The organism is Cellulomonas sp. (assembly GCF_017744555.1).
Taxonomy (GTDB): Bacteria; Actinomycetota; Actinomycetes; order Actinomycetales; family Cellulomonadaceae; genus Cellulomonas.
Genome location: NZ_JAGIBD010000001.1, coordinates 57,329 through 80,504, shown reverse-complemented (window position 1 = coordinate 80,504; position 23,176 = coordinate 57,329). Strand labels below are relative to the sequence as shown.

General features: G+C 74.5%; 20 protein-coding genes and 1 tRNA gene. 10 read left to right on the top strand and 11 right to left on the bottom strand.

All coding sequences use genetic code 11. The annotated features are described in order from the left end of the window. Nucleotides 1-137 precede the first annotated feature (137 nt). The 4 genes from J7523_RS00340 to J7523_RS00325 form a co-directional block, all read right to left on the bottom strand. A tRNA-Thr gene (locus J7523_RS00340) sits at nucleotides 138-214 on the bottom strand. A 94-nt stretch (nucleotides 215-308) separates the two neighbouring features. Beyond that, nucleotides 309-1,214 carry a thioredoxin domain-containing protein gene (locus J7523_RS00335; RefSeq protein ID WP_291881074.1) on the bottom strand — a complete coding sequence of 302 codons (906 nt, stop codon included), beginning with the start codon at nucleotides 1,212-1,214 and terminating at the stop codon, nucleotides 309-311. Nucleotides 1,215-1,253: 39 nt separating this feature from the next. Beyond that, complete coding sequence (locus tag J7523_RS00330; protein ID WP_291881073.1) at nucleotides 1,254-1,772, bottom strand: hypothetical protein; 519 nt, start codon at nucleotides 1,770-1,772, stop codon at nucleotides 1,254-1,256. A gap of 96 nt (nucleotides 1,773-1,868) precedes the next feature. After that, a complete protein-coding gene (locus J7523_RS00325; RefSeq protein WP_291881071.1) occupies nucleotides 1,869-3,659 on the bottom strand; it encodes a serine/threonine-protein kinase in 1,791 nt (596 codons plus the stop codon). Nucleotides 3,660-3,842: 183 nt separating this feature from the next. Between J7523_RS00325 and J7523_RS00320 the strand changes: the two genes are divergently transcribed. The 8 genes from J7523_RS00320 to J7523_RS00285 all read left to right on the top strand — a co-directional run bounded on the left by J7523_RS00320 (nucleotide 3,843) and on the right by J7523_RS00285 (nucleotide 13,340). Continuing rightward, nucleotides 3,843-5,270 (top strand): trehalose-6-phosphate synthase, encoded by a 1,428-nt coding sequence (locus J7523_RS00320; protein ID WP_291881648.1) that lies wholly within the window; start codon nucleotides 3,843-3,845, stop codon nucleotides 5,268-5,270. Further along, the gene (otsB, locus tag J7523_RS00315; protein WP_291881070.1) at nucleotides 5,263-6,120 is read left to right on the top strand and encodes a trehalose-phosphatase; all 858 of its coding nucleotides are present in this window, start codon (nucleotides 5,263-5,265) and stop codon (nucleotides 6,118-6,120) included. The genes J7523_RS00320 and otsB overlap by 8 nt, the downstream gene beginning before the upstream one ends. Nucleotides 6,121-6,171: 51 nt before the next feature. Further along, entirely contained in the window at nucleotides 6,172-7,677 is a 1,506-nt protein-coding gene (locus J7523_RS00310) for a PQQ-binding-like beta-propeller repeat protein (protein WP_291881068.1), read from the top strand. 13 nt (nucleotides 7,678-7,690) lie between these two features. Further along, nucleotides 7,691-9,145, top strand: coding sequence for a hypothetical protein (locus tag J7523_RS00305; protein ID WP_291881066.1), 1,455 nt, complete (start codon nucleotides 7,691-7,693; stop codon nucleotides 9,143-9,145). Between the two features lie 23 nt (nucleotides 9,146-9,168). Beyond that, entirely contained in the window at nucleotides 9,169-9,630 is a 462-nt protein-coding gene (locus J7523_RS00300; protein WP_291881063.1) for a hypothetical protein, read from the top strand. Beyond that, nucleotides 9,627-10,583, top strand: a complete 957-nt coding sequence (locus tag J7523_RS00295; RefSeq protein ID WP_291881061.1) for a PQQ-binding-like beta-propeller repeat protein — start codon at nucleotides 9,627-9,629, stop codon at nucleotides 10,581-10,583. Before J7523_RS00300 ends, J7523_RS00295 begins: the two co-directional genes overlap by 4 nt. Nucleotides 10,584-10,737: 154 nt before the next feature. Further along, nucleotides 10,738-11,865 (top strand): sn-glycerol-3-phosphate ABC transporter ATP-binding protein UgpC, encoded by a 1,128-nt coding sequence (gene ugpC, locus J7523_RS00290; protein ID WP_291881059.1) that lies wholly within the window; start codon nucleotides 10,738-10,740, stop codon nucleotides 11,863-11,865. Between the two features lie 188 nt (nucleotides 11,866-12,053). Continuing rightward, nucleotides 12,054-13,340 carry a DUF4032 domain-containing protein gene (locus J7523_RS00285; protein ID WP_291881057.1) on the top strand — a complete coding sequence of 429 codons (1,287 nt, stop codon included), beginning with the start codon at nucleotides 12,054-12,056 and terminating at the stop codon, nucleotides 13,338-13,340. A gap of 53 nt (nucleotides 13,341-13,393) precedes the next feature. On the opposite strand, the gene rlmB is transcribed toward J7523_RS00285, so the two are convergent. From rlmB to J7523_RS00260, 5 genes are all read right to left on the bottom strand, one after another. Continuing rightward, on the bottom strand, nucleotides 13,394-14,398 hold the full coding sequence (gene rlmB, locus J7523_RS00280) for a 23S rRNA (guanosine(2251)-2'-O)-methyltransferase RlmB (RefSeq protein WP_291881055.1): 1,005 nt from the start codon (nucleotides 14,396-14,398) through the stop codon (nucleotides 13,394-13,396). 93 nt (nucleotides 14,399-14,491) lie between these two features. Continuing rightward, a complete protein-coding gene (gene cysS / locus J7523_RS00275; RefSeq protein ID WP_291881053.1) occupies nucleotides 14,492-15,931 on the bottom strand; it encodes a cysteine--tRNA ligase in 1,440 nt (479 codons plus the stop codon). 160 nt (nucleotides 15,932-16,091) lie between these two features. After that, nucleotides 16,092-17,276: an alanine racemase gene (locus tag J7523_RS00270; protein ID WP_291881051.1), complete on the bottom strand. Its 1,185-nt coding sequence runs from the start codon at nucleotides 17,274-17,276 to the stop codon at nucleotides 16,092-16,094. Then, the gene (locus tag J7523_RS00265; RefSeq protein WP_291881049.1) at nucleotides 17,273-18,565 is read right to left on the bottom strand and encodes an MFS transporter; all 1,293 of its coding nucleotides are present in this window, start codon (nucleotides 18,563-18,565) and stop codon (nucleotides 17,273-17,275) included. Before J7523_RS00265 ends, J7523_RS00270 begins: the two co-directional genes overlap by 4 nt. Continuing rightward, the gene (locus J7523_RS00260; RefSeq protein ID WP_291881047.1) at nucleotides 18,562-19,218 is read right to left on the bottom strand and encodes a TetR family transcriptional regulator; all 657 of its coding nucleotides are present in this window, start codon (nucleotides 19,216-19,218) and stop codon (nucleotides 18,562-18,564) included. Before J7523_RS00260 ends, J7523_RS00265 begins: the two co-directional genes overlap by 4 nt. A gap of 151 nt (nucleotides 19,219-19,369) precedes the next feature. On the opposite strand from J7523_RS00260, the gene J7523_RS00255 reads away from it, so the two are divergent. Together J7523_RS00255 and J7523_RS00250 are read left to right on the top strand one after the other, a co-directional pair. Continuing rightward, nucleotides 19,370-20,731: a D-arabinono-1,4-lactone oxidase gene (locus tag J7523_RS00255; protein ID WP_291881046.1), complete on the top strand. Its 1,362-nt coding sequence runs from the start codon at nucleotides 19,370-19,372 to the stop codon at nucleotides 20,729-20,731. Nucleotides 20,732-20,810: 79 nt separating this feature from the next. Continuing rightward, nucleotides 20,811-21,761, top strand: a complete 951-nt coding sequence (locus tag J7523_RS00250; protein ID WP_291881044.1) for an NADP-dependent oxidoreductase — start codon at nucleotides 20,811-20,813, stop codon at nucleotides 21,759-21,761. Between the two features lie 95 nt (nucleotides 21,762-21,856). On the opposite strand, the gene J7523_RS00245 is transcribed toward J7523_RS00250, so the two are convergent. After that, entirely contained in the window at nucleotides 21,857-22,087 is a 231-nt protein-coding gene (locus J7523_RS00245) for a hypothetical protein (RefSeq protein WP_291881042.1), read from the bottom strand. A 103-nt stretch (nucleotides 22,088-22,190) separates the two neighbouring features. Continuing rightward, nucleotides 22,191-23,117 (bottom strand): LysR family transcriptional regulator, encoded by a 927-nt coding sequence (locus J7523_RS00240; protein WP_291881040.1) that lies wholly within the window; start codon nucleotides 23,115-23,117, stop codon nucleotides 22,191-22,193. Nucleotides 23,118-23,176 lie beyond the last annotated feature (59 nt).

The following is a 23,176-nucleotide window of genomic DNA, read 5'->3' as shown; positions in this document are numbered from 1 at the left end:
CCCGACGCCCGCGGGACGACCCACGCGCTCGCGATTCCGGACGTCGTGCTCGGCCCCGACCTCGCGCAGGTCACCACGAACCTCGGCGTGCAGGTCGCCGACGCGCCCGGCTGCTTCCGCGCCGGGTGACGGGCGGATGGAGCCCCCTGTCGGATTCGAACCGACGACCCCCTGTTTACAAGACAGGTGCTCTGGCCGACTGAGCTAAGGAGGCGAAGCGGGTCCCAGCGTACCGACGCCGGTCGACCCGCCGGACCGCGCCCGAGGGGTGGTCGCAACGAGCGACCACCCCTCGGCGCGTCGAGGCGTCAGCCCTTGGCGGTCTTGGCGGCCTCGACGGCGGCCTGCAGGGCACCCTCGGTCGACCAGTCGGTGAACGCCTCGCCGTCGATGAGGATCGTCGGCGTCGAGAGCTTCGGCAGGTCGGTCGTCGCCTGGTTCGTCGTCGCGGCGACCCAGGGGGCGAACGTGCGCCACGTGCCGTTCTCGGTCGCGCCGTCGGCGTTCTCGAACGTCCCGTCGACGGTGTCCGTGAACGTCGCCGCGACGTCGGCAGGCACGCCCACACCCGTGGCGATCTCCTCGATCTTGGCGTCCGTCAGGCCCTTGCTGTTCTCCTCGGGCTGGTTCGCGTACAGCGCGGTGACGAACGCCGTGAAGTGCTCGGGGTCCTGGTCGGCGACGATCGCGGCCGCGTTCGCCGTCCGCGTCGAGTAGAAGGTGCCCTGCGACGCGCGGTCGAGGAACGACAGGGGGTGGTAGTCGACGGTCACGCCGCCGTCGGCGACGATCTCGTCGAGCGCCTTCGCGTTGATCGCGTCGAACTGGCCGCAGTAGGGGCACATGAAGTCGAAGTAGACCTTCACGACGACGTCGCCGTCGCCGGGCTTGCCGACGCCGTCCTTGCCGACGGGGATCGCGCCGCTCTCGTTGGCCGGCTCGGGCGCGGTGACGTCGGACAGCGACGGCGGCTTCACGTCGCCGCCCCCGTTGCCGTACGCGATGCTCGAGTTCGCGGCGGCGGTGTCGCGGTCCTGCTTGACGATGAAGAAGGCGACGGCGACGAGCGCGAGCACCGCGACCGAGAGGCCGATGATCGCGAGCAGCCGGTTGCGCTTGGCCTTGCGCTCCTGCTCCTTGCGCATCGCGAGGGCCTTGGCGCGGGCCTCGTCGCGACGCTGGTTCTTCGTGGGACGTGGGTCGTTCGTGGGCATGACGGTCTCCTGGTCGTTCGGTGGGTTGTCGTGGGGTGGTCACACGACGGCGGGCGGCCCCCGCACCGGGAGATGGACGACGAGGAGCCGCGCGTGCGGCCGGGCTGGACCGTCGGGCACGTCCGCGCGGGCCCGGCGCACCACGAGCGCGACGGGCTCAGCGACGGGCCGGACGAGCGTCCGCAGGAGCCCGGGAACGGCCCGCAAGGCAGCGACGACCGCCGCCGACAGGCCGAGGCCGCATGCGGCGGCGAGCAGGTGCGCGACCAGCACCGGGACCGCGACGCTGAGCAGCACGACCGCACCGCTCGTGACGGACCCGAGCGCGTAGCTCCCCTCGGGGCACTCGGAGGCGTCCCGCAGGACCGCCATCCCGACGCCCCAGGGGCCGAGGCCGCCGGCGGGCAGGCACTGGTGCAGCAGCACCCGCCCCTGCGCCGCAAGCGCGAGGCCGACGACGAGGCAGAGCGCGACGACGGGGACCGCCAGGACCGGGTGCGGCACCCGCGCGAGGGCGCGCACGGGCACGGTCGCCACCGGCTCCCGTCGCGCACGCATGAGGTCAGGGTAGGGCCACGACCTGTCGGCGCGGACCGGGTCCGCGACTTCGTCGTGCGGAGGCCCCCGGCGAGCCCCGCGAGGACCGTGACGACGTCAGGGCAGCGTCGGCGTCGGCAGCGGCGCCCAGACGATCGCGGCGCCGTCGCGCAGGACCGCGAACAGGATCACCGCGGCCACGAGCAGCAGCACGACCGCGATCAGCGCGCCCCGACGGCCGGGCGCGACGACGGCGAGCACCCGGCGGGCGCCCGTGCGGGTCATCGACGACAGCGGTCCCCACCAGACGAGGAGCACGCCGAGCAGCACCAGACCGCCGACGACGAGCGACGCAGTGAGCCCCTCGGGCTCCGACCCGGACGGCGCACCCTCCAGCACCCACGTCCCGGAGTCGATCAGCCACCACAGCACCCCGACGACGATCACCACCACGCTCGTGGCGACGAGCACCGACGGGAGGAGGCCGACGACGCTGCGCAGCAGGTGCCACGGGGTCGCCGCCACGGTGACGGCGTGGTCCGACCGTCGCACGCCGGCCCGCTCGCGGCGCGCATGCATCGACTCGACGGCCGAGCCGGCGGTCCGCACGAGGACGACCAGAACACCCACGACGACCAGCGTGATCCCCGGGTACAGGCTGCCGGCCAGCAGGACGACGAGCGCGAGGGCCAGCAGCGTCCCCCAGCGGCGCCGCGCCGGCGGACGGACGTAGCCGGAGCCCTCGGGTTCGGGCACCTCGGACGCGTCGAGGTCGTCCTGGATCCAGTCGACGCCCTCGGGGTCGTAGTCGTCGTCGTACGCGAGCTCGTCGTCGGCCCACTCGCCGTCCGGGGGCGCGCCGGGACCGGCGGGCACGGGATCGACGGTGGGGTCAAACGTGCGCGTGAGGCCGTCCTGCGCGACGAGGGTCGCGGTGCCGCCGCCCGCGGTGGGACCGGCGCCGACGACGGGTGCCACGACGGTCGCGGTCGCGGCACCGCCGGTCGCTCCCGCGAGGGCCGACGCGTCGACGTCCCCCCGCCCGGTGGCGGTGCTCGCGTCGAGCTCGGTCGTGGCGACCTCGTCGGGCGCGAGGTCGCCCTCGGCGGCGACGACGGTCAGCGCCGCCACCACGTCGTCGGGGGCGGTCCGGCCGGCGGGGTCGCCCGGGACCGCACCCCGCAGCGCGGCCGCCGTGAGCGGGCCGAGCCCGGCGACGTCGACCTCCCCGGCCCGGGCACGGGCGAGCACGGCCTCCAGCGGGCGGGTGCCGAACGGGGCGCGGCCGGTCGCGGCGAACACCAGCACGGCCGCCCAGCCCCAGAAGTCCGTCTCGGGGGACGGGTCCTGGCCCTCGAGCAGCTCGGGCGCGATGTACCCGGGGGTACCGATGACGAGGCCCGTCGAGGTGACCTTCGTGTCGTCGGCGGCCTGCGCGATGCCGAAGTCGATGAGCACGGGACCGTCGTCCGTGACGAGCACGTTGGACGGCTTGAGGTCGCGGTGCACCACGCCGGCGGCGTGCACGGCCGCGAGCGCGGCGCGCAGGCCCTCGGCGAGCTCCAGCAGACCGGCCGCGTCGAGCGTCCCGCGCTCGCGCACGTGCTCCTCGAGGGTGTCGCCCGCGATCAGCTCGGTGACGATGAACGCCTCGGTGGAGTCCGCCTCGGCGTCGAGGATCGCGGCGACGGCGGGGTGGCGGAGCTTCTGCAGCGCGTGCACCTCACGGCGCAGCCGGTCGCGGACGGCCGCGTCGGTGCCGACGTGCGGGTGCAGCAGCTTGAGCGCCACCGGGGTGCCGCCCCCGTCGACCGCCCGGTAGACGGCCCCCATGCCTCCGGAGCCCAGGGGAGCCACGATGGTGTACCCACCGATCTCCGCCCCCGGCGCCAGCCCGATCCGCTCCATGACCGCACGGTAGCCGTCGGCCGGGGGGCGGGCCTCGGCGCCGCGCGGGTTCACCCTCCGGGCGGGCTGGGGCCGGGGTCCGAGCCGGTGCGGTGTGACGTGCGCCCGCCCGGCGGCGCTCGTCAGGGGCCCTCGATAGGGTCGTCGGACACCCTCCGAGGAGTTGATCCTGTGTGCCCTGACGTGGCCGCCGACGGCTACGACCTGCTCGTCGTCGCCAACCGACTGCCCGTGGACGTGAGCCTCGGCGACGACGGCGAACCGACGTGGACCCGATCTCCGGGCGGGCTCGTGACGGCCCTCGCGCCCGTGATGGCCCAGGCCGAGGGCGCGTGGGTCGGCTGGGGCGGCTCGCCCGACCTCGAGCTCGACCCGTTCGAGGTCGACGGCACGCAGCTCGTGCCCGTGGCGCTCAGCGAGGACGAGGTGGCCCGCTACTACGAGGGCTTCTCGAACGACACGTTGTGGCCGCTGTACCACGACACCATCGCGGCGCCGCAGTTCCACCGCGTCTGGTGGGACGCCTACCAGCGGGTCAACCGGCGCTTCGCGCAGGCGGCCGCCGACCAGGCGGCGCAGGGCGCGACGGTGTGGGTGCACGACTACCAGCTGCAGCTCGTCCCGAAGTACCTGCGCGAGCTGCGCCCGGACCTGCGGATCGGCTACTTCCACCACATCCCGTTCCCGCCGCTGGAGATCTTCACGCAGCTGCCGTGGCGCAAGCAGGTCGTCGAGGGTCTTCTCGGCGCGGACCTCGTGGGCTTCCAGCGGGCCGGGGACGCATCGAACTTCGTTCGGGTGGTCCGGCGGCTGACGGACGAGACGACCCGCGGCCAGATCATCACGCTGATGCGGCACGGCAAGGTGGACCGCCACGTGCGGGCGGCGGCGTTCCCCATCTCGATCGACTCGGGCGCGTTCGACGAGCTGGCCCGCAGCCCCGAGGTGCAGGAGCGGGCGCGGCAGATCCGCCGCGAGCTCGGCGACCCCGAGGTGCTCCTGCTCGGCGTCGACCGGCTCGACTACACCAAGGGCATCCGGCACCGCATCAAGGCGTACGGCGAGCTGCTGGACGACGGCCGGCTGTCCCCGAGCACCACCACGCTCGTGCAGGTGGCGAGCCCGAGCCGCGAGAACGTCGGCGCGTACCAGCAGCTGCGCGACGACGTCGAGCTGCTCGTCGGACGGATCAACGGCGACCACGGCCAGGTCGGGCACGCACCCGTGCAGTACCTGCACCAGTCGTTCCCGATGGACGAGATGGCGGCCCTGTACCTCGCGGCGGACGTGATGCTCGTGACGGCGCTGCGCGACGGCATGAACCTCGTCGCGAAGGAGTACGTCGCCGCCCGGTCGGACGACCGGGGGGCGCTCGTCCTGTCGGAGTTCACGGGGGCCGCCGACGAGCTGAGCGGCGCGATCCTCGTCAACCCGCACGACATCGACGGCATGAAGGACGCCATCACGTACGCGGTGCACATCGACCCGCGCGAGGCCCGCAAGCGGATGCGCCGGCTGCGCCGCCGTGTGCTCGGGCACGACGTGTCGGCCTGGTCGCAGGAGTTCCTCGCGGTGCTCACCGCCGTGCCCGCCCGGACCGACCATGTCTGAGACCACCGGGAGGACGACCGTGCACGAACCCGCCGACGCCGACGCGCTGCGCGAGACGTTCGCGCGCCTCGCGGCCGACGACGCCGCCCGGCCGCTGCTCGTCGCGCTCGACTTCGACGGCACGCTGGCCCCGTTGCAGGACGACCCGTCGCGCTCCCGCATCCTGCCCGCGGGCGTCGAGGTGCTCTCCCGGCTCGCCGGTGCCGACGGCCTGGAGATCGCCCTGGTGTCCGGCCGGGCGATGAACGACCTGCACGCGCTCGCCGAGGTCCCCGCCGGCACATACCTGGTGGGCAGCCACGGCGCCGAGCGGGCCCGGGTCACGCGCTTCGGGCTCGACCGGGACGTCGTGCAGCTCACCGACGAGCAGGCCGACCGGCTCGCCGCGCTCGGCGCCGAGGCCGCGCAGGTCGCCCGCGGCCGCGACGGCGTGTGGGTCGAGCAGAAGCCGACGGCCGTCGTCGTGCACACGCGGCTCGCCCCGCCCGAGGTGGCCGAGCCCGCCGAGGCCGAGGCGGTCGCGCTCGGCGAGCGGCTCGGCTCCGGGGTGCTGCACGGCAAGGACGTCGTCGAGATCTCCGTGCTGAAGGCCAGCAAGGGCGAGGCCATGGCGGCGCTGCGCGGCGAGCTCGGTGCGCCCGTCGTGGTGTTCGCGGGCGACGACGTGACCGACGAGCACGCGTTCGAGGTGCTCGGGGAGCACGACGTCACGGTCAAGGTCGGCGACGGCGCGACGCGGGCCCGGTTCCGCGTCGCGGACCCGGACGGCATGGTCGCGGCCCTCGCCCACCTGGCCGACCACCTGGCCGACCACCTGGCCGACCAGCCGGCCGCTCAACCGGAGGCGTGAGGCCCGTCCCTCCCCCCGGCCGGATGCCCCGACCGGAGTTACCGTGGCCGCATGTCCGGCCGGATGCTGGACGTCGAGCTCGTCGAGCCCGACGGTCCCGGACCGGGTGACGCGCCACCGCCGACCGTGTCCCCGGGGCATCCGTGGCTGCGCCGGAACGCCCGCCGCCTCGCGGTCGCGGGCGTGGCCGTCTCGGTCGCCCTGGTCGCGACGCAGGCGGTCGTGGACGCGCGTGAGCGCACCCGTCTCGCCGAGCTCGCGGCGATCCCCGGGGTGCTCGCCCCGGTCGAGGGCGGCCTCGACGTGCGGTGGCGCGGCGGCGTCGCGGCGCAGCAGGTGCTGCAGGGCGGGACGGTCGTCGACGGGACGCTCGTGGGCGTCGCGGGGACCGCACCGGGGTCGCTCGAGCTGTGGGGGCTCGACGCGGCGACCGGGCAGCGGCGGTGGACCACCTCGGTGGACCTCGGCACGCCGCTGATGACCGCGGACGGTGGCGCACCCGAGGCGTGGACCACGTGCGCGCCCCTGGACGCGCTCGTGGCATGCGTCGCACAGCAGTCGGGCACCGCGGGAGCGAACCCGGACATGACCGTGTGGGTCCTCGACCCCGCGGACGGCCGCCTCCTGCGGACCGCCACGCTGCCGGGCGAGTCCGGCCTGACGTTCTCGCACGGCGACGTCGTCTCAGCCGTGCCCGTCCTGCTCGACGGCACGACCGCGGCGGCGCCCGACGCCGGTACGGTCCGCTGGGCCGTGACCGCGGTGGACGGCCGCACCGGGGACACGTCCTGGACGTACACGACCCCACCGGTCGACGCCGTCGGGCGGGAGGACACGACGGCGTACGACTCGTCCACCCGGTCCGCCTCGCTCGACGCGCGCGACGACCGGGTGCTGCTCATCGTCGACCACCACGCGTGGGAGCTCGGCGCGGACGGCACCCTGCACCGGACGGTGCTCATCGACGACACGTCGTGGGTCGAGCTCACGCGGGCCGGCGGCCTGGTGCAGTCGACGTACGACGGGCGCGGCGGCAGGAGCGCGATCCTGCGCGACGACGGCACGTGGGTCCGCACCGCGTCGGTACCCCTGTGGCTGCCGGTGGACGACGGGTCGGCGCACGGTCTCGTGTTCTGCGCCGAGCAGTCCGAGGGCGGCATCTCGCGGATCGAGGCGCGCGACGGCCGCACCGGGACGCGCGTCTGGGACGTGCGGGTGCGGGCCATGACGGCGCTGCTGCTGGACGACCGGCTGTTCGTCGGCACCGCCGACGGGCTGCGGGCGCTCGACGCGACGACCGGTCGGACGGTGTGGTCGGCGGACCTCTCGCGGTCGGTGGACGAGATCACGACGGACGGCCGCTCGCTCGTCGTCCGTGGTCTGGGCCTCAGTGCCGAGGGGTACGCGCTGTCGGACGGCCACGCGCTGTGGCGCACCGACCTGCTCGCGCAGGTGTCGGCGAGCCACGCCTGGTCGGGCGAGCAGCTCGTGGTCTCGTCCCGGCTGCCACGCCTGTACGTGCAGCTCCCCGACGGCTCCGTCGCGGTGCTCGGCTGAGCGAGGGTCGGCCGTGCACGGGCAGATGCAGGACGTGGAGCTCGTCGAGCAGGAGCCGTCGGAGCCGGTGCGGCGCACGCCCGCCGGTCCCCGTCGTGCGCACCGGTGGCGGGTCCCGGCCGTCGTCGTGGGTGTCGCACTGGTGGCAGCCCTCGTGACGTACCAGGCGTCGGCGGACGCCCGGGCCCGCGCCGACCTCGACCGCGCCGCGACGGTCCCGGGCACGCTCCTGCCGCTCGGCGACCGGCTGCACACCCGCTGGCGGCCGTCGGGCGACGGCCGGTCGCCCGCGTTCGCCGCGCTCGCCGGCCGGCACCTGGTCGCCGCCGAGACGACCGCGGACGCGACGCTGCGGGTCCGCGAGGTCGACCGGACCGACGGCGAGGCCCGCTGGACGGTCGAGGTGCCCGTCGGCGCCGTCGCACCGCGCGCGGGCGCCCCCGTGACGTGCGCGCCGCTCGGCGACCCGGCGCGCTCCGCGCGCGTGGTGTGCGCGGTCGCCGGACCCGCACCGAGCACGCCCGACTCGCCCGGTCCCCGGCCGACCGCGTTCGTCGTGCTCGACGCGGACGACGGCGCGGTCGTCGTCGTCCGCACCGTCCGGACCGAGCTGTGGACCGTGCACGGGTCGCGCGTGGTGCTCGCGTCGTCGCACGACGACCCCGCGGGCACCACCTGGGTCGTGCTCGCGACCGACCTGACAGCCGTCGACGAGCCGGACCCCGTGTGGCGCACGACCACACCACCGTGGGACCGCCCGGTCGTCATCGGCCCCGACGGGCAGGAGCTCGCGTGGCAGGACCTGCAGGCGGCGGGCGACCGCCTCCTGCTCACGGACGGCGACCACGCGTGGCTGCTCGGGTCGGACGGCACGCTGCTGACCGCGCTCGACACGGGCGCACAGGTCGCGACGCTCGGCCGCACGGGCGTCGTCGGGCTCGTGGACTGGTCGGCCGCGAGCGGCTTCGACCGCCCGCGCGCGACCCTCGTCGCCGACGGCCGGACCCTCACGGTCCGGGACACCGTCCAGCCGCCCACGGTCGACGACGGCAGCGCCCCCGACGTCGAGGTCATGCAGTCGTTCGACGGCCCGGTCGTGGTCCGGTCCGGTCGTACGGGAGGCGAGCTGTGGCGCAGCCGGGAGCCCGTGACGGCGACCCTGCTGCTCGGCGGCGTGCTGTACGCGGCCTCGCCCGACGGCGTCGTCGCCCGGGACGCCGTCACCGGCCGCCGGGTCTGGGCGGCCCGCGGACCCGACACGCGGCGGCTCGCGACCGATGGGCGCGTGCTGCTCGCGCTGTCCCCGTCGCTCACCGTGCGGGCGTACGGGCTGGCGGACGGTGCTGAGCTCTGGACGCAGGACGCCCGGCCGCTCGTGGACGACGGCTCCGGCACCGCCCGCTGGCTCACGACCGGGTGGGGGATGCTCGCGATCGTCTCGCCCGACGGCCTCACCGTCGTCGGCTGACGGCCTGCCCTAGTGTCCGCGGCATGAGCCGCGACATGCGCGAGGTCGACCTCGTCGAGCACGACGAGGACCGCGGCTCCCCCGCGCCCCGGCCGGTCCGACGCCGGCCGCCGTGGCCGTGGCTGGCCGGCGGTGCGCTCGTGCTCGTCGCGACGCTCGTCATGCTGCAGACCGCGGTCGACGCGCGCCGACAGCTCGCCGAGGACCGACCGGTGCGCACGGTGCTCGCGATCCCCGCCCCCGTACGGGCCCTCACGGCGCTGTGGAAGATCGACGACGCCGCCTCGTACTCGGCCGAGGTCGGTGACGTGCTCGTGGGCCTGGCCGCGGGCGACGGGGGCCTGGCGGTCGTCGGCATCGACCCCGCGACGGGTGCGCGGCTGTGGAGCGTGGCCGTGCCCACCGGGGACGTCCCAGGTGCCCGCGACGGCGAGTGCGCGGCGGTCCCCGGGCCTGATCCGATCCGTCCCAGGTCGCCTGCGTGACCCGCCGCCCGGACCCGGCCGTGCCGGGCCCGGTCCGGGTCGCCGTGGTCGACGTCGCGTCCCGGACCCTCGTCGGCTCGTGGACGTCGCAGGCCCAGAGCTGGGGCGTGGTCGACGACCGCGTCGTCACGGCGCTCCCGGAGGACGACGGCACGACGACCGCCTGGACGCTCACGGCGCACGACCTGACCGGGACCGAGGTGTGGACGACGACGACGTCACGCGCGACGGACGCCGTGAACGACGGGCTCACGGTCGACACCGCACCGCTCGGGCAGCTCGCCGGTGGGCGCGGATGGCTCGCCGTCACCGTGGGCGACCACGCCTGGGTCGTCGGGGCCGACGGCACGGTGCTCGCCGACCGCGAGGTCAGGAGCGGGTTCGTCTACGCGTCCCGCAGCGGCGCGACGGTCGTCGCCGAGAACGTGTTCACGGGGCAGCCGCAGAGCACGGTGCTGCTCGACGGCGCCGAGGTGCGGGCGCCCGGCCTCCCCTTCGCGTCGAGGGCGGACGACGGCAGCGCCCCGGACGTCGAGCTCTGGGCGTCGCGCGACGGTGACGGCCTCGTCGCCCGCGACGCGTCGACCGGCGAGGAGCTCTGGCACGACGCCGAGGCCTTCCCCGACTCCGGCACCGTCGCCGTCCAGGACGGCACGGTCTACGTCGCGCACCAGGACGGCGTGCGGGCGCGGGACGCGCACCGGGGCACGCTCCTGTGGCGCGCTCCGCTGCCCGGCGCCACCGGCGTCACGGTGGACGGCGACCTGGTCCTCGCGGTCTCCGCGAACAACCTCACCGCGCTCGCGGTCGACCCGCGGACGGGCCGCGCGGTGTGGAAGGCGGACGTCGAGGACGCCGTCCCTGCCGACGCCCCGCACGACCTGCCGTTCCTGGCGACGTGGCGGCACCTGCTCTCCCTCAGCGTCGGTGACGACGCCTGGGTGATCGGGTGACCCCCCTGGCGGGGTCCTGAGACCTGTGTGGCATGATGACGGCGGACCGAGGATGGCTTCCGCCATACCTCGGTCCGTGTCAGCGAAGACACCTCTGGCACTCTTCACAACGGATCGTCCGGCACGTACCTGCCGGTGAAGGGAACTGCACATCATGGCTACGGTTACGTTCGACAACGCCACCCGGGTGTACCCGGGCACGGAGCGCCCCGCGGTGGACGCGCTCAACCTCCACATCGAGGACGGCGAGTTCCTCGTCCTCGTCGGCCCCTCCGGCTGTGGCAAGTCGACCTCGCTCCGCATGCTCGCGGGCCTCGAGGACGTCAACGCCGGCCGCATCCTCATCGGCGACCGCGACGTCACGGACGTCCAGCCGAAGGACCGCGACATCGCGATGGTGTTCCAGAACTACGCGCTGTACCCGCACATGACGGTCGCCGACAACATGGGCTTCGCGCTCAAGATCGCCGGCACCCCGAAGGCGGACATCCGCGCCCGCGTCGAGGAGGCCGCCAAGATCCTCGACCTCACCCAGTACCTCGACCGCAAGCCGAAGGCCCTCTCGGGTGGCCAGCGTCAGCGTGTCGCCATGGGCCGCGCCATCGTGCGCCAGCCGCAGGTGTTCCTCATGGACGAGCCGCTGTCGAACCTCGACGCCAAGCTCCGCGTCCAGACCCGTACGCAGATCGCGTCGCTGCAGCGTCGCCTCGGTGTCACCACCGTGTACGTCACGCACGACCAGACCGAGGCCCTCACGATGGGTGACCGCATCGCGGTCCTCAAGGACGGCCTCCTGCAGCAGGTCGGCACCCCGCGCGACATGTACGACACCCCGGCCAACGTGTTCGTCGCCGGCTTCATCGGCTCGCCGGCCATGAACATCGGCACGTTCCCGGTGCTCGAGGGCTACGCCAACCTCGGCCGCGCCCGCGTCGCCGTGCCGCGCAACGTCATCGCGTCGCTCACCGAGGCCGACAAGAACCACATCACGGTCGGCTTCCGCCCCGAGTCGCTCGACGTCGTGCCCGAGGGCACGGCCGACGCGTTCCCGGTCATCGTCAACATCGTCGAGGAGCTCGGCTCCGACGCGTTCGTCTACGGCTCGCTGACCAACGAGTTCGGCCAGGCCGCGTCCGTGCACTCCGGTGCCGGCGACGCGCAGGTCATCGTCCGCGTCGACCCGCGCCAGGTGCCCGGCAAGGGCGAGACGATCTGGGTGAAGATCCGCCCGGGCGAGCAGCACCTCTTCCACGCGGGCTCGGGCGTGCGCATCGCCGTCTGACGTCCCACGCCTCACCCGAAGGGCGGGTCCGGTTCTCGAACCGGACCCGCCCTTCGGCGTCCCGGGAGGTGTCCGACCCGGCGGTGCGGCGCCGGGCACCGGCGTGTGGGAAACCTCCAACGCGCGACCGGGTCACCTCGTGGGGAGAGCTCCCGAGCGGTGTGGGCATCGCCTGCGAGAATCGACCCATGACCCCCGACTCGCAGCGGCTCCAGATCACGGCGGCCTCGCCCGATCCGGCGCTGCTCGACCTGCCCTGGCACATCCCGCTCGAGGACTGGCCCGCCGAGACGCTGGCCGCCCTCCCCCGCGGCATCTCGCGGCACGTCGTGCGGTTCGCACGCATGTCCGGCCGGGTCGTCGCGATCAAGGAGATCGGCGAGACCGTCGCCTACCGGGAGTACGAGCTGCTGCGCCAGCTCAGCCGGATCGACGTGCCGAGCGTCGAGCCCGTCGGCGTCATCACCGGCCGGCGCGACCCTGACGGCGAGCCGCTCGAGGCGGTGCTCATCACCGAGCACCTGCAGTTCTCGCTGCCCTACCGGTCGCTGTTCAGCCAGTCGCTGCGGCCCGACACGGCCACCCGGCTCATCGACGCGCTCGCGGTGCTCCTCGTCCGGCTGCACCTCATCGGGTTCTACTGGGGCGACGTGTCCCTGTCGAACACCCTGTTCCGCCGCGACGCCGAGACGTTCGCCGCATACCTGGTGGACGCGGAGACGGGCGACCTGCACGACACCCTCACGCAGGGCCAGCGCGAGTACGACCTCGAGGTCGCGCGGGTCAACATCATCGGCGAGCTCATGGACCTGCAGGCCGGCGAGTTCCTCGAGGAGGACGTCGACGCCGTCGCGATCGGGGACGCCCTCGCGGAGCGGTACCGCGACCTGTGGCGGGCCCTCACCGAGACGGAGTCGTTCGGGTACGGCGAGCGGTGGCGCGTGCAGGCCCGCATCGACCGGCTCAACGACCTGGGCTTCGACGTGGGCGAGCTCGACATCACCACGGACGTCGGCGGCACGACGGTGCTCATCCAGCCGAAGGTCGTCGACGCCGGCCACCACTCGCGCCGCCTCATGAGGCTCACGGGACTCGACGTGCAGGAGAACCAGGCCCGCCGCATGCTCAACGACCTCGACGAGTACCGCGCCGCGACCGACCGGCAGCGCGAGGACGAGGCGTTCGTCGCGCACGACTGGCTCACCGAGGTGTTCGAGCCGGCCGTCCGCGGCGTCCCGAAGGACCTGCGCAAGAAGCTCGAGCCCGCGCAGATCTTCCACGAGCTCCTCGACCACCGGTGGTACCTGTCGCAGCAGCAGCAGCGGGACGTGCCGATGAAGGAGACCGTGAAGAGCTACGTGCGCGACATCCTGCCGCAGCGGCCCGACGAGCAGTCCATCCTCGGCGTCCAGGCCGGCGACCTGCGCGACACCGACGTGATCCCGCGCGTCGAGGACGACCAGATCATCGGCTGACCGGAGACCGGCGCGGCGGACGCCGGCTCACGACGAGCAGTCGGGCGACCGCGTCAGGACGCGCGTGTGCGCGACACCTCGTACAGCGCGATGCCCGCGGCGACCCCGGCGTTGAGCGACTCGACGGCCGACGCGATCGGGATGGACGCGATCGCGTCGCACTGCTCGCGCACGAGCCGGGACAGGCCCTTGCCCTCCGACCCGACGACCAGCACGAGCGGGTCCTGCGCGTAGGGCAGGTCGGCGATCTGGGTGTCGCCGCCGCCGTCGAGCCCGACGACGAAGACACCGGCCTGCTTGTACGCCTGCAGGGTCCGCACGAGGTTCGTCACGCGGGCGACGGGCACGCGCGCAGCGGCACCGGCGGACACCTTCCACGCGGACGCGGTCACGCCCGCGGCACGCCGCTCGGGCACGAGCACCCCGTGGGCGCCGAACGCCCCGGCGGACCGCAGCACCGCGCCGAGGTTGCGCGGGTCGGTGACGCCGTCGAGCGCGACGATGAGCGGCGCCTGGTCGGACGCCTCGGCGGCGTCGAGCAGGTCGTCCTCGTCGGCGTACGCGTACGGCGGCACCTGGATCGCGACGCCCTGGTGCACGGACCCGTCCGTGAGCCGGTCGAGCTCGGTGCGGCTGACCTCGAGCAGCGGGTAGCGGGCATCGGCGGCGGTGCTGATGATCTCGCGGGTCCGCTCGTCGGCCTCGAGCTTCGCCGCCAGGTACACCGTGGAGACAGGGATGCCCGCCCGCAGCGCCTCGACGACCGAGTTCCGACCCGAGACGATCTCGTGCGTCGAGCTCTTGCGACCACCCTTCGTCCCGGCGGCGCTGCGCGACGCGGACGCCGACGGTCGCCCGGACGTGCCGCGCGACGTCGCCGCCCGGCGCTCCGCGGCGGCCTTCCGCTTCGCCGCGGGGTGGTACTCGCGGTCCTCGGCCTTCGGGGTCGGTCCCTTGCCCTCGAGCGCCCGGCGGCCCTTGCCGCCCGTGCCCACGGTCGCGCCCTTCTTCGACCCCGCCTTGCGGGTCGCGCCGCGGCGCTGGGAGTTGCCGGCCATCACTGCTCCAATGTCTGATCGGTGCGCACGCGGGACGCGCACCTGCTGTGTCGTCGCGCCGCGCCTGGAGGCCCGGTGCGGGTGTCGGTGGGGTCAGCCCTGGTCGGGCGTCTGGGTGGCGAGCGACCAGCGCGCGCCGCCTGGGGAGTCCTCGACGACGACCCCCGCGGCGGCGAGCCGGTCGCGGATCGCGTCGGACGTCGCGAAGTCACGGGCCGCCCGGGCCTGCGCGCGAGCCTCGAGCTCGCCCGCGACGACGGCCTGGAGCGCGCGGGCGTACCGGGCGTCGCCGCCGGTACCGCGCCACTGCCGCCCGGCCGGGTCGAGGCCGAGCACGTCGAGCATCGCCCGCAGCGCGACCATGTCGGTCCGGGCCGTCGTGAGGTCGCCCGACGCGAGCGCCGAGTTGCCGCTGCGCAGGTGCTCGTGGACCACGGCGAGGGCGGCCGGCACGTTGAGGTCGTCGTCCATCGCCTGCACGAACTCGTCGGGCAGGTCGGCCTTCGCGACCTCGTCGTCGTCCGCGGCACCGACCTTCTCCGCGGCCCGCTCGACGAACCCGGCGAGCCGGTCCCACGTGGCCTCGGCCTCGCGCAGGGTGTCGTCGGTCCACTCGAGCATCGACCGGTACTGCACGGCCGTCATCGCGTACCGCAGCACCGCGGGCCGCACCTGCTGCAGCACGACGTCGACGAGCAGCCCGTTGCCGAGCGACTTGCTCATCTTCGCGCCGCCCTGCGTGACCCAGCCGTTGTGCAGCCAGTACTGCGCGAACCCGTACCCGGCGGCCCGCGACTGGGCCTGCTCGTTCTCGTGGTGCGGGAAGCGCAGGTCCAGACCGCCGCCGTGGATGTCGAAAGAGTCGCCGAGGTAGCGCCGCGCCATCGCCGAGCACTCCAGGTGCCAGCCGGGGCGACCGGGGCCGTACGGGGTGTCCCACGACGCCGTCGCGGGCTCGTCCGGCTTGGCCGCCTTCCACAGGGCGAAGTCGCGCGGGTCGCGCTTGTCGTCGCCCTCGGGGCCCTCGTCGGGTGCGGGGACCATGTCGTCGACCCGCTGGTTGGTCAGCGCGCCGTACTCAGGGAACGACCGGACGTCGAAGTACACGTCGCCGGTGTCGGCCGCGTACGCGTGCCCGCGCGCGATGAGCAGCTCCATGAGCTCGACCATCGCGGGGACGTGCCCGGTCGCGCGCGGCTCGTACGAGGGCGGCAGGACGCCCAGCGCGTCGTACGCGGCCGTGAACGCACGCTCGTTGGTCATCGCCCACGCCCACCACGGCTCGCCGGCCTCCTCGGCCTTGCGCAGGATCTTGTCGTCGATGTCGGTGACGTTGCGGACGAGCGTGACGCGGTGGCCCGTGCGGCGCAGCCAGCGGACGAGCACGTCGAACGCGATGCCCGACCGCAGGTGGCCGATGTGCGGCGGAGCCTGGACGGTCGCGCCGCACAGGTAGATGCCGACCTCGCCCGCGACGAGCGGGACGAAGTCGCGCACCGTGCGGGTCGCGGAGTCGAACAGGCGGAGGGTCACGCGGCAAGGCTACCGGGACGACCGGCGGGACAACGCCTCAGGACCGGGGTTCCGGCCGACCGGTCCGGTACCGCGTGGTGCCCGGCGAGCAGCACGAACACGCGGATGCACGCCGGACGTCGCCCGACCGACGCCCGGCGCGTGGCCGGACGCACGGCCGTCAGCCGAACGTGCGCCCCTCGCCGCGGTACGTCGGCACCGACGCCTCGACCGTGCCGCCCCTCACGAGGTGCACGGTCTCGAACCGCTCCATGACCTCGCCGGCCTTGGCGTGCCGGAACCAGACCCGGTCGCCGACCCGCAGGTCGGCCCCGCCACCGAGCCGCAGCGGCGTCTGCACCTCGCCGGCGCCCTCGCGTCCGGTCAGCGCGAGCCCCTCGGGCCACACGGGCCGCGGGAGCCGGGACGCGGCGGCCGGGCCCGACGCGACGTACCCGCCGCCGAAGGCCGTGGCGTAGCCGGGTGCGGGCACCCGGACCACGTCGAGGCCGAAGAAGGCCGCAGGACGCGGTTCGAACGAGCGGTAGCCGTCGAACAGGGTCGGCACGAACAGCCCCGACCCGGCGGTGACCTCGGTGACGGTCGGGTCGGAGACGCTGGACCCGACCGACCCCGAGCCGCCCGAGTTCACGAGCTTCAGCGCATGCCCGACGGCGTCCTGCACCGCGTCGACGACAGCACGTCGCCGGGTGGCGAGGTCGCGGATCGACAGCCGCTTCACCGCCCGCACGGCCGCGCTGGTGTCGGGCAGGCCCGCCACCTGGGCCTCGTAGAACATGACGCCCCGCACCTCGATCCCGTCGCGGCGTGCGGCCGCGCGCGCCAGGGCGGCGGCGTCGGCCGGCGTGTGCACCGGCGAGCGGCGCACGCCCAGGTGCGCGCCGACCGGGCCGAGGCGGAGGCGGAGCGACGCGTCGATGTCGAGGCAGGCCCGCAGCTGCGCGCCGTGCGCGGCAGCCGCCTGCGCGGCGAGGTCGACCTGCGCGACGTCGTCGACCATGAGCGTGACGGCGGCCGCGGCGCGCGGGTCGGCGGCGAGCTCGTCGAGGGCCTCGGTGTCGACGGTCGGGTAGCCCACCAGCACGTCGTCGACGCCCTCGCGGGCCAGCCACAGGGCCTCGCGCAGCGAGTACGCCATGACACCGGCGAACCCGGGCCGGGCGAGCACCTGCTCGAGGACGTGCCGCACGCGCACGGACTTGCTGGCGACGCGCACGGGCGTCCCCTCGGCGCGGCGGACGAGGTCGGTGGCGTTCGCCTCGAGCGCCTCGAGGTCGACGACCGCGAGGGGCGCGGGCAGGTGGCGCGTGGCCTCGTCGAGGCGTGCGCCGATCGTGCGGCTCATGCACCGGCTCCGGGGACAGGGGTGGCGGCCGGTGCGGTCCGGTCCGTGGGGTGGAGCGAGCCGAAGCGGCCCGCGACGACGGCGACGGCGAGGACGAGCACCGCGGGGATCGCGAAGCCCCAGCGCAGGTTCGACGCGCTGCCGACGGCCCCGACGAACACCCCGCCGAGCACCGCGCCGACGTAGTTGAACCCGTTGAGCCGCGCGACGACCGCGTCGGCGTGCCCGGGCGCGAGCGACTCGGCGGCCGAGAAGCACAGCGGCGCGATGAGCCCGAGCCCCGCACCGGCGACGGCGAACCCGACGATGGCCTGCTCGGGTGCCTGCGCGGTGAGGACGAGCAGGAGGCCCCCGGCCCCGACGATCGCGGCGACGCGCACGACGCGCGCACGACCCCAGCGGCGCACGCACGGGTCCCCGGCCAACCGGGAGACGAGCGTCATCGCGAGGTAGGCGGCGTAGCCGAGCTTGGTGAGCGTGCCCGTCGTGCTGAGCACCTCGTCCATGAAGATGGGGCTCCACGTGGAGATGGCCTGGTCGTTGACGTAGTACGCCACGACGGCGAGCCCGAGGACGAGCAGGGGTCCCCACGGGATGTCGGGCCGGGGCGACGGGTTCGGCGGAGCGGACGCCGCCGCGGCGTCGACCGCCGGCACCACCTGCACGCCCTCGACGCGCGGCGCGACCTCGTCCCGACGCCCGCGCGCGGCGACCAGCACGGCCACCGCGACGGCCACGACGCTGCCGCACAGCAGCACGATCGCGACGGGGTCGGTGGGCACCCGGTCGGTCGACACCGCGATGGCGACCGTGCCGAGGATGCCCCCGGCGGACCACGCGGCGTAGAACCCGGTCAGCAGCGACCGGCCGTAGTCCCGCTGGATCGCGACGGCCTGCATGTTCGTGCCCGCGTCGACCATGCCGAGCCCGACGCCGTAGATCGCGAAACCGACGGCGAGCACGGCGAACACCGGAGCGGTCGAGACGACCACGACGGCTGCGGCGACCACGCACAGTCCGGCGGTCAGCACCGCACGGCTCCCGCCCGACGTCCGGGCGACCCGGTCCGCCGCGAACGTGCCGACGCCCGCCATGACGCACACGCCGAGGATCACGGCGGCGATCGTGAGGTCGTCGATCCCGTACCGGTCCTTGAACGCGGTCAGGCTCGTGAGCACCATCGCGAACACGAGGCCCTGCGTGGCGAAGCCCGCCGAGGCGGCGACCCGGGCGCGACGTCGCGCGGGTGTGACGTGCGCGCGGACGTGCGTCGACGGGCTGGTGCTCACGCGGTGGCGCCGTCGGGCGCACCGACGGCGGCGCGCTCGTCCACGTCGGGCTCGAGCGCGACCGGCACGGTCAACGTCTTGAGGAACTGGCCGAACCCCTGCAGGCCGGCGCGCGCCTGCTCGCCGTCGCCGTCCACGAGCCACGCGAGCGAGTAGCCGTCGATCACGGCGACGACGGCGCGCGCGACCAGCGACCGCGGGATCGTCCAGCCGACCTGCGCCGTGCGTTCGATGAGCTCGAGCACCTGCTCGACCGCGGACCACTGGCCGCGGTACTGCTCGATCGCGACCTGGTTGAGCTCGGCGTGCCGCAGCGAGCTCGTGGTGAGCTCGTACGACAGGAGCTGCGGCCCGCGGGACTCGCTGATGCCGGTCCACAGGGCGTCGATGACGCCGTCGACCACCGTGTCGAGGTCGGCACGCTCCGGCAGGTCGCCCAGGCTGCGCGCGAGGTTCTGCGACGTGATGGCGTGCGCCATGGCACGCAACAGCTCGTCCTTGTCCTGGAAGCAGTAGTGCACGACGCCGAGCGACACGCCGGCCTCGGCCGCGATGGCCCGGACGGTCGCGGCGTCGATGCCGTCACGGCTCGCGACTGCGAGCGCAGCCTCGATCAGCTGCTCGCGCCTCTCGGCCACGGGCAAGCGATTCATGCCGGTCCCCTCCCTCTGGTCACGACCCCGCCGACACCGGCCGGCACGCGGGACCGCCCATCCCCACGACACATCTCAATGGCACTCATGACGATAGTCAAGGAGTACACACACTTGACTTGGACAACCGACCAGGACGACCCTCGTTGCTATGGGACGACCGTCCACAGCCGCCCCGTGGCACAACTGGGCCCGCACAGCGCACGCGACACCGCGAAGCGTGTCATATCCGTGCAATCTGGACGATCTGGTCTCGACGGTCCGGCGCGCCGGGACCGACGGCATGCGCGTGCGCGCCGTCGGCGGCGGCCACTCGTTCACGCCCGCGGCCGTCACGGACGGCGTGCAGGTGGTCCTCGACGCGGTCAACGCACTCGAGCGTGTCGTGCCCCAGCGGGACGGCTCGACCCACGTCACGGTCGGCGCCGGCATCCGGCTCCGCGCGCTCAACGCCCTGCTCGCGCAGCACGGCCTCGCGATGCGCAACCTCGGCGACATCGACAAGCAGTCGATCGCCGGTGCGATCTCGACCGGCACGCACGGCACCGGCGCACGGCTCGGCGGGCTCGCGACGCAGGTCGTGGGCGCGCGCATCGTCACCGCGGCCGGCGAGGTCGTCGAGACGTCGCGCACCGAGCGCCCCGAGCTGTTCGAGCTCGCGCGGCTCGGTCTCGGCAGCGTCGGCCTGCTCGCCGCGGTGACGCTCGAGGTCGTGCCCGCGTTCCGGCTCGAGGCCCGCGAGGAGCCGTGGGCGCTGGACGACGTGCTCGACGGCCTCGACGAGCTCGTCGACGGCAACGACCACTTCGAGTTCTACTGGTTCCCGCACACGCGCCGGGCGCTGACCAAGCGCAACAACCGCGTCGCGGACGACGTGCAGCACCGCCTCAACCCCGTGCGCTCGTTCGTCGACGACGAGCTGCTGTCCAACGGCCTGTTCTCGCTGACCAACCGCGTCGCGACGCTCGTGCCGCCCGCGACCGCCACGATCAACGGCCTCGCCGCCCGCGCGCTGAGCGCCCGCCGCTACACGGCCCCGTCGGCCGAGGTGTTCGTGTCGCCGCGACGGGTGAAGTTCCGCGAGATGGAGTACGCGGTGCCGCGCGCGGAGCTGATCGGCGTGCTGCACGAGATCGACCGCTGGATCGAGGCCTCGGGCGAGCGCGTGCCGTTCCCCGTCGAGGTCCGCTTCGCCGCGCAGGACGACCTCTGGCTCTCCACGGCGCACGGTCGCGAGACCGCCTACGTCGCCGTCCACCAGTACGTGCGGCTGCCGTACACGCGGTACTTCTCCGCGGTCGAGCGGATCGTCGCGCAGGTCGAGGGCCGGCCGCACTGGGGCAAGCTGCACTGGCTCGACGCCGAGCGTCTCGGGCTCGTCTACCCGCGGTTCGCCGACGCGCAGCGGGTGCGCAACCAGGCGGACCCCGAGGGGATGTTCTCCAACCCGTACCTCGACCGGGTGCTCGGACCGGTCGAGGGCCTCGAGCGCGTGCCGGAAGCCGTCGCCTGAGGTCACTCGTCCGGGTGAGGTCGGCGGGCAAGAACGGCGGACCCTGGCGGCGAACGGGTGACCGGTGCAGTCTGTGCCGGTGGCACTACGCAGCAGGGCGGTCGTCGCGACCGCGTTCGGCGGCCCGGAGGTCCTGAGGACCATCGAGGTCGACGCGGGAGAGCCCGGTCCGGGCAACGTCGTCGTCGACGTGCGGGCCGCGGCCGTGAACCCGATCGACTGGAAGGTGTACGCCGAGGGACCGGGCAACGACCCCGCGCGGCTCCCCCTGCGGCTCGGCTACGAGATCGCCGGTGTCGTGACCGCGGTGGGGCCGTCGGTCCGCTGGCTCTCCCCCGGCGACGAGATCATCGCGTGGCGCGTCTCGGGCGGCTACGCCGACCGGCTCGAGGTGTCCGAGCAGGTGACGTGCCGCCGGCCCCCGAGCCTGAGCTGGGCCGCCGCCTCCGGCCTGCTGCTCACCGGCTCGACCGCGGTGCACACGCTGTCGGCGACCGGCACACACGACGGCGACGTCGTGCTGGTCCACGGCGGGTCCGGCGGCGTCGGGCGCATGGTCGTGCAGCTCGCGGTGCTGCGCGGCGCCCGCGTCATCGCGACGGGTTCGCCGGAGACGCACGACGACCTGCGCGACCTCGGCGCGATCCCCGTCGCGTACGGCGACGGGCTGCTCGACCGCGTCCGGGAGATCGCCCGGGACACCGGCCCGGTGACGGTCGCGGTCGACACCGTCGGCTCGGACGAGGCGCTCGACGTGTCCGTGGGGGTGGTGGCCGACCGGTCGCGCGTCGCCACGATCGCCGGGTTCCGCCGGGCCGGCGAGCTCGGCATCCGCGCGCTCGGCGGCGGTCCCGGGGCCGACCCGGGGACCGCGGTGCGTGAGGCGGCCCGCGCGCAGCTCGCCGAGCTCGCCGCGGACGGGACGCTCGACGTGCGCGTCGCACGCACCTACCCGTTGGAGGACGCCGCCGACGCGCACCGGGACAGCCGCGCGGGCCACGCACGGGGCAAGCTGGTGCTCGTCCCCTGACGTGCGCACCCTGCGGCCGGCTCGGGGCGGGCCCCGCGGGTTGGTCGTGGTCGGTCAGGCGCGCGCCGCATGGGGCGCGACCTGGTGGTGCGGGCTCAGAGCGGCAGCGGCGGCGGGGTCTCGTCCGACGGAGGCGGCCGGTGGTCGTCGTCGACGTCCTGCAGGCCCGCGTGCGTCGCCTCCAGCACGTCGAGCGGGATGCGGACCCGCAGCCGCACCCGAGGCCCGGCCGGTACCCGCGCGGCGAGCGGCGCCGTCCCACCCCGCGGGAGCGCTCCCAGCGGCGGTGGCACGATCGGCTCGGCGGCTCCGGACGGCTCTGTCACGTCGAGGACGGTACCGTGACCCCGATCCGGACGGAAGTCGTCGACCGGGGCATCTCGTCCGTCGAACCGCGTCCGGCTCGGCCCGTCCCCCGTCCGGGTGAGGTCAGTCGTCGGGCATCGGGCCGCCGATGCCCGCCGCCTCGGCACGCAGCTCGTCGAGCACGCGCCGCACCACGAGCCGCTCCGCTCGGTCGGCCCGCAGCAGCGCGTCGACCCGGCGCCCGGCACGCACCTCCGCGAGCGGCACGAGTCGCACCCGGGTGCTTCCGCCGAAGGTGTGCCGCGGCAGCAGCGACACCCCGTGGCCGGCGGCGACGAGGGCCTCGATGACGTGGAAGTCGTTGATCCGGTGGACGATCCGCGGTGCGGTGCCGGACCTGCCGGCGACCTCCCCGAGCACGGTCGCGACCGGGAACCCCTCGCGCACGGCGATCCACGGCACGTCCACCAGGTCGGCGGGACGCACCGCCTCCCGGTCCGCGAACGGGTGCCCGACCGGTACGGCGACGTCGAGCGGCTCGCGCAGCAGCGGCACCACCCGAACGGCCGCCGCGCCGCTCCGAGGCGTCCACGGTGGGCTCGGGTCGGGCCGGTGCGCGACGACGATGTCGATGCGGTCGGTCAGGGCCAGGAAGTCCTCCTGCGCGACGTCCTCGTCGACGGCCTCGAGCGTGATCCCGTCGAGCGCCGCGACGCGGGTGAGCAGCCCCGGCAGCAGCAGCTGCGCACCGCTCTGGAACGACGACACCCGCACGGTCCCCGTCGGCTTCTCCAGGAACGCGTCGCACGCCGCCCGGGCACGCTCGAGAGCGACGGACACGTCGACGGCCGCCTCCGCGAGGGCCTCGCCCGCTGGCGTCAGGCGCAGCCCGCGCCCGATGCGCTCCGTGAGCACCACGCCGACCTCACGCTGCAGCACCGCGACCTGTTGAGACACCGCCGAGGGCGTCAGGTGCAGCGTCCGCGCGGCGGCCGTGACGCCGCCCTGCGAGCCGACGGTCCGCAGCACCTCGAGCGATCGCGCATCCATGTAGTGACGCTACAAGATCGGCACAGAACATTTCGATGGTGCTGAAGTCAAGTCGCGCG

Excerpts from the sequence above, each read along its gene's own strand:
- J7523_RS00260 (WP_291881047.1), bottom strand. The coding sequence starts at position 19,218 with ATGAATCGCTTGCCCGTGGCCGAGAGGCGCGAGCAGCTGATCGAGGCT.
- J7523_RS00325 (WP_291881071.1), bottom strand. The coding sequence starts at position 3,659 with ATGGAGCGGATCGGGCTGGCGCCGGGGGCGGAGATCGGTGGGTACACC.
- otsB (WP_291881070.1), top strand. The coding sequence starts at position 5,263 with ATGTCTGAGACCACCGGGAGGACGACCGTGCACGAACCCGCCGACGCC.
- J7523_RS00310 (WP_291881068.1), top strand. The coding sequence starts at position 6,172 with ATGTCCGGCCGGATGCTGGACGTCGAGCTCGTCGAGCCCGACGGTCCC.
- J7523_RS00335 (WP_291881074.1), bottom strand. The coding sequence starts at position 1,214 with ATGCCCACGAACGACCCACGTCCCACGAAGAACCAGCGTCGCGACGAG.
- J7523_RS00240 (WP_291881040.1), bottom strand. The coding sequence starts at position 23,117 with ATGGATGCGCGATCGCTCGAGGTGCTGCGGACCGTCGGCTCGCAGGGC.
- J7523_RS00330 (WP_291881073.1), bottom strand. The coding sequence starts at position 1,772 with ATGCGTGCGCGACGGGAGCCGGTGGCGACCGTGCCCGTGCGCGCCCTC.
- ugpC (WP_291881059.1), top strand. The coding sequence starts at position 10,738 with ATGGCTACGGTTACGTTCGACAACGCCACCCGGGTGTACCCGGGCACG.
- J7523_RS00285 (WP_291881057.1), top strand. The coding sequence starts at position 12,054 with ATGACCCCCGACTCGCAGCGGCTCCAGATCACGGCGGCCTCGCCCGAT.
- J7523_RS00300 (WP_291881063.1), top strand. The coding sequence starts at position 9,169 with ATGAGCCGCGACATGCGCGAGGTCGACCTCGTCGAGCACGACGAGGAC.
- rlmB (WP_291881055.1), bottom strand. The coding sequence starts at position 14,398 with ATGGCCGGCAACTCCCAGCGCCGCGGCGCGACCCGCAAGGCGGGGTCG.
- J7523_RS00270 (WP_291881051.1), bottom strand. The coding sequence starts at position 17,276 with ATGAGCCGCACGATCGGCGCACGCCTCGACGAGGCCACGCGCCACCTG.
- J7523_RS00255 (WP_291881046.1), top strand. The coding sequence starts at position 19,370 with ATGGGACGACCGTCCACAGCCGCCCCGTGGCACAACTGGGCCCGCACA.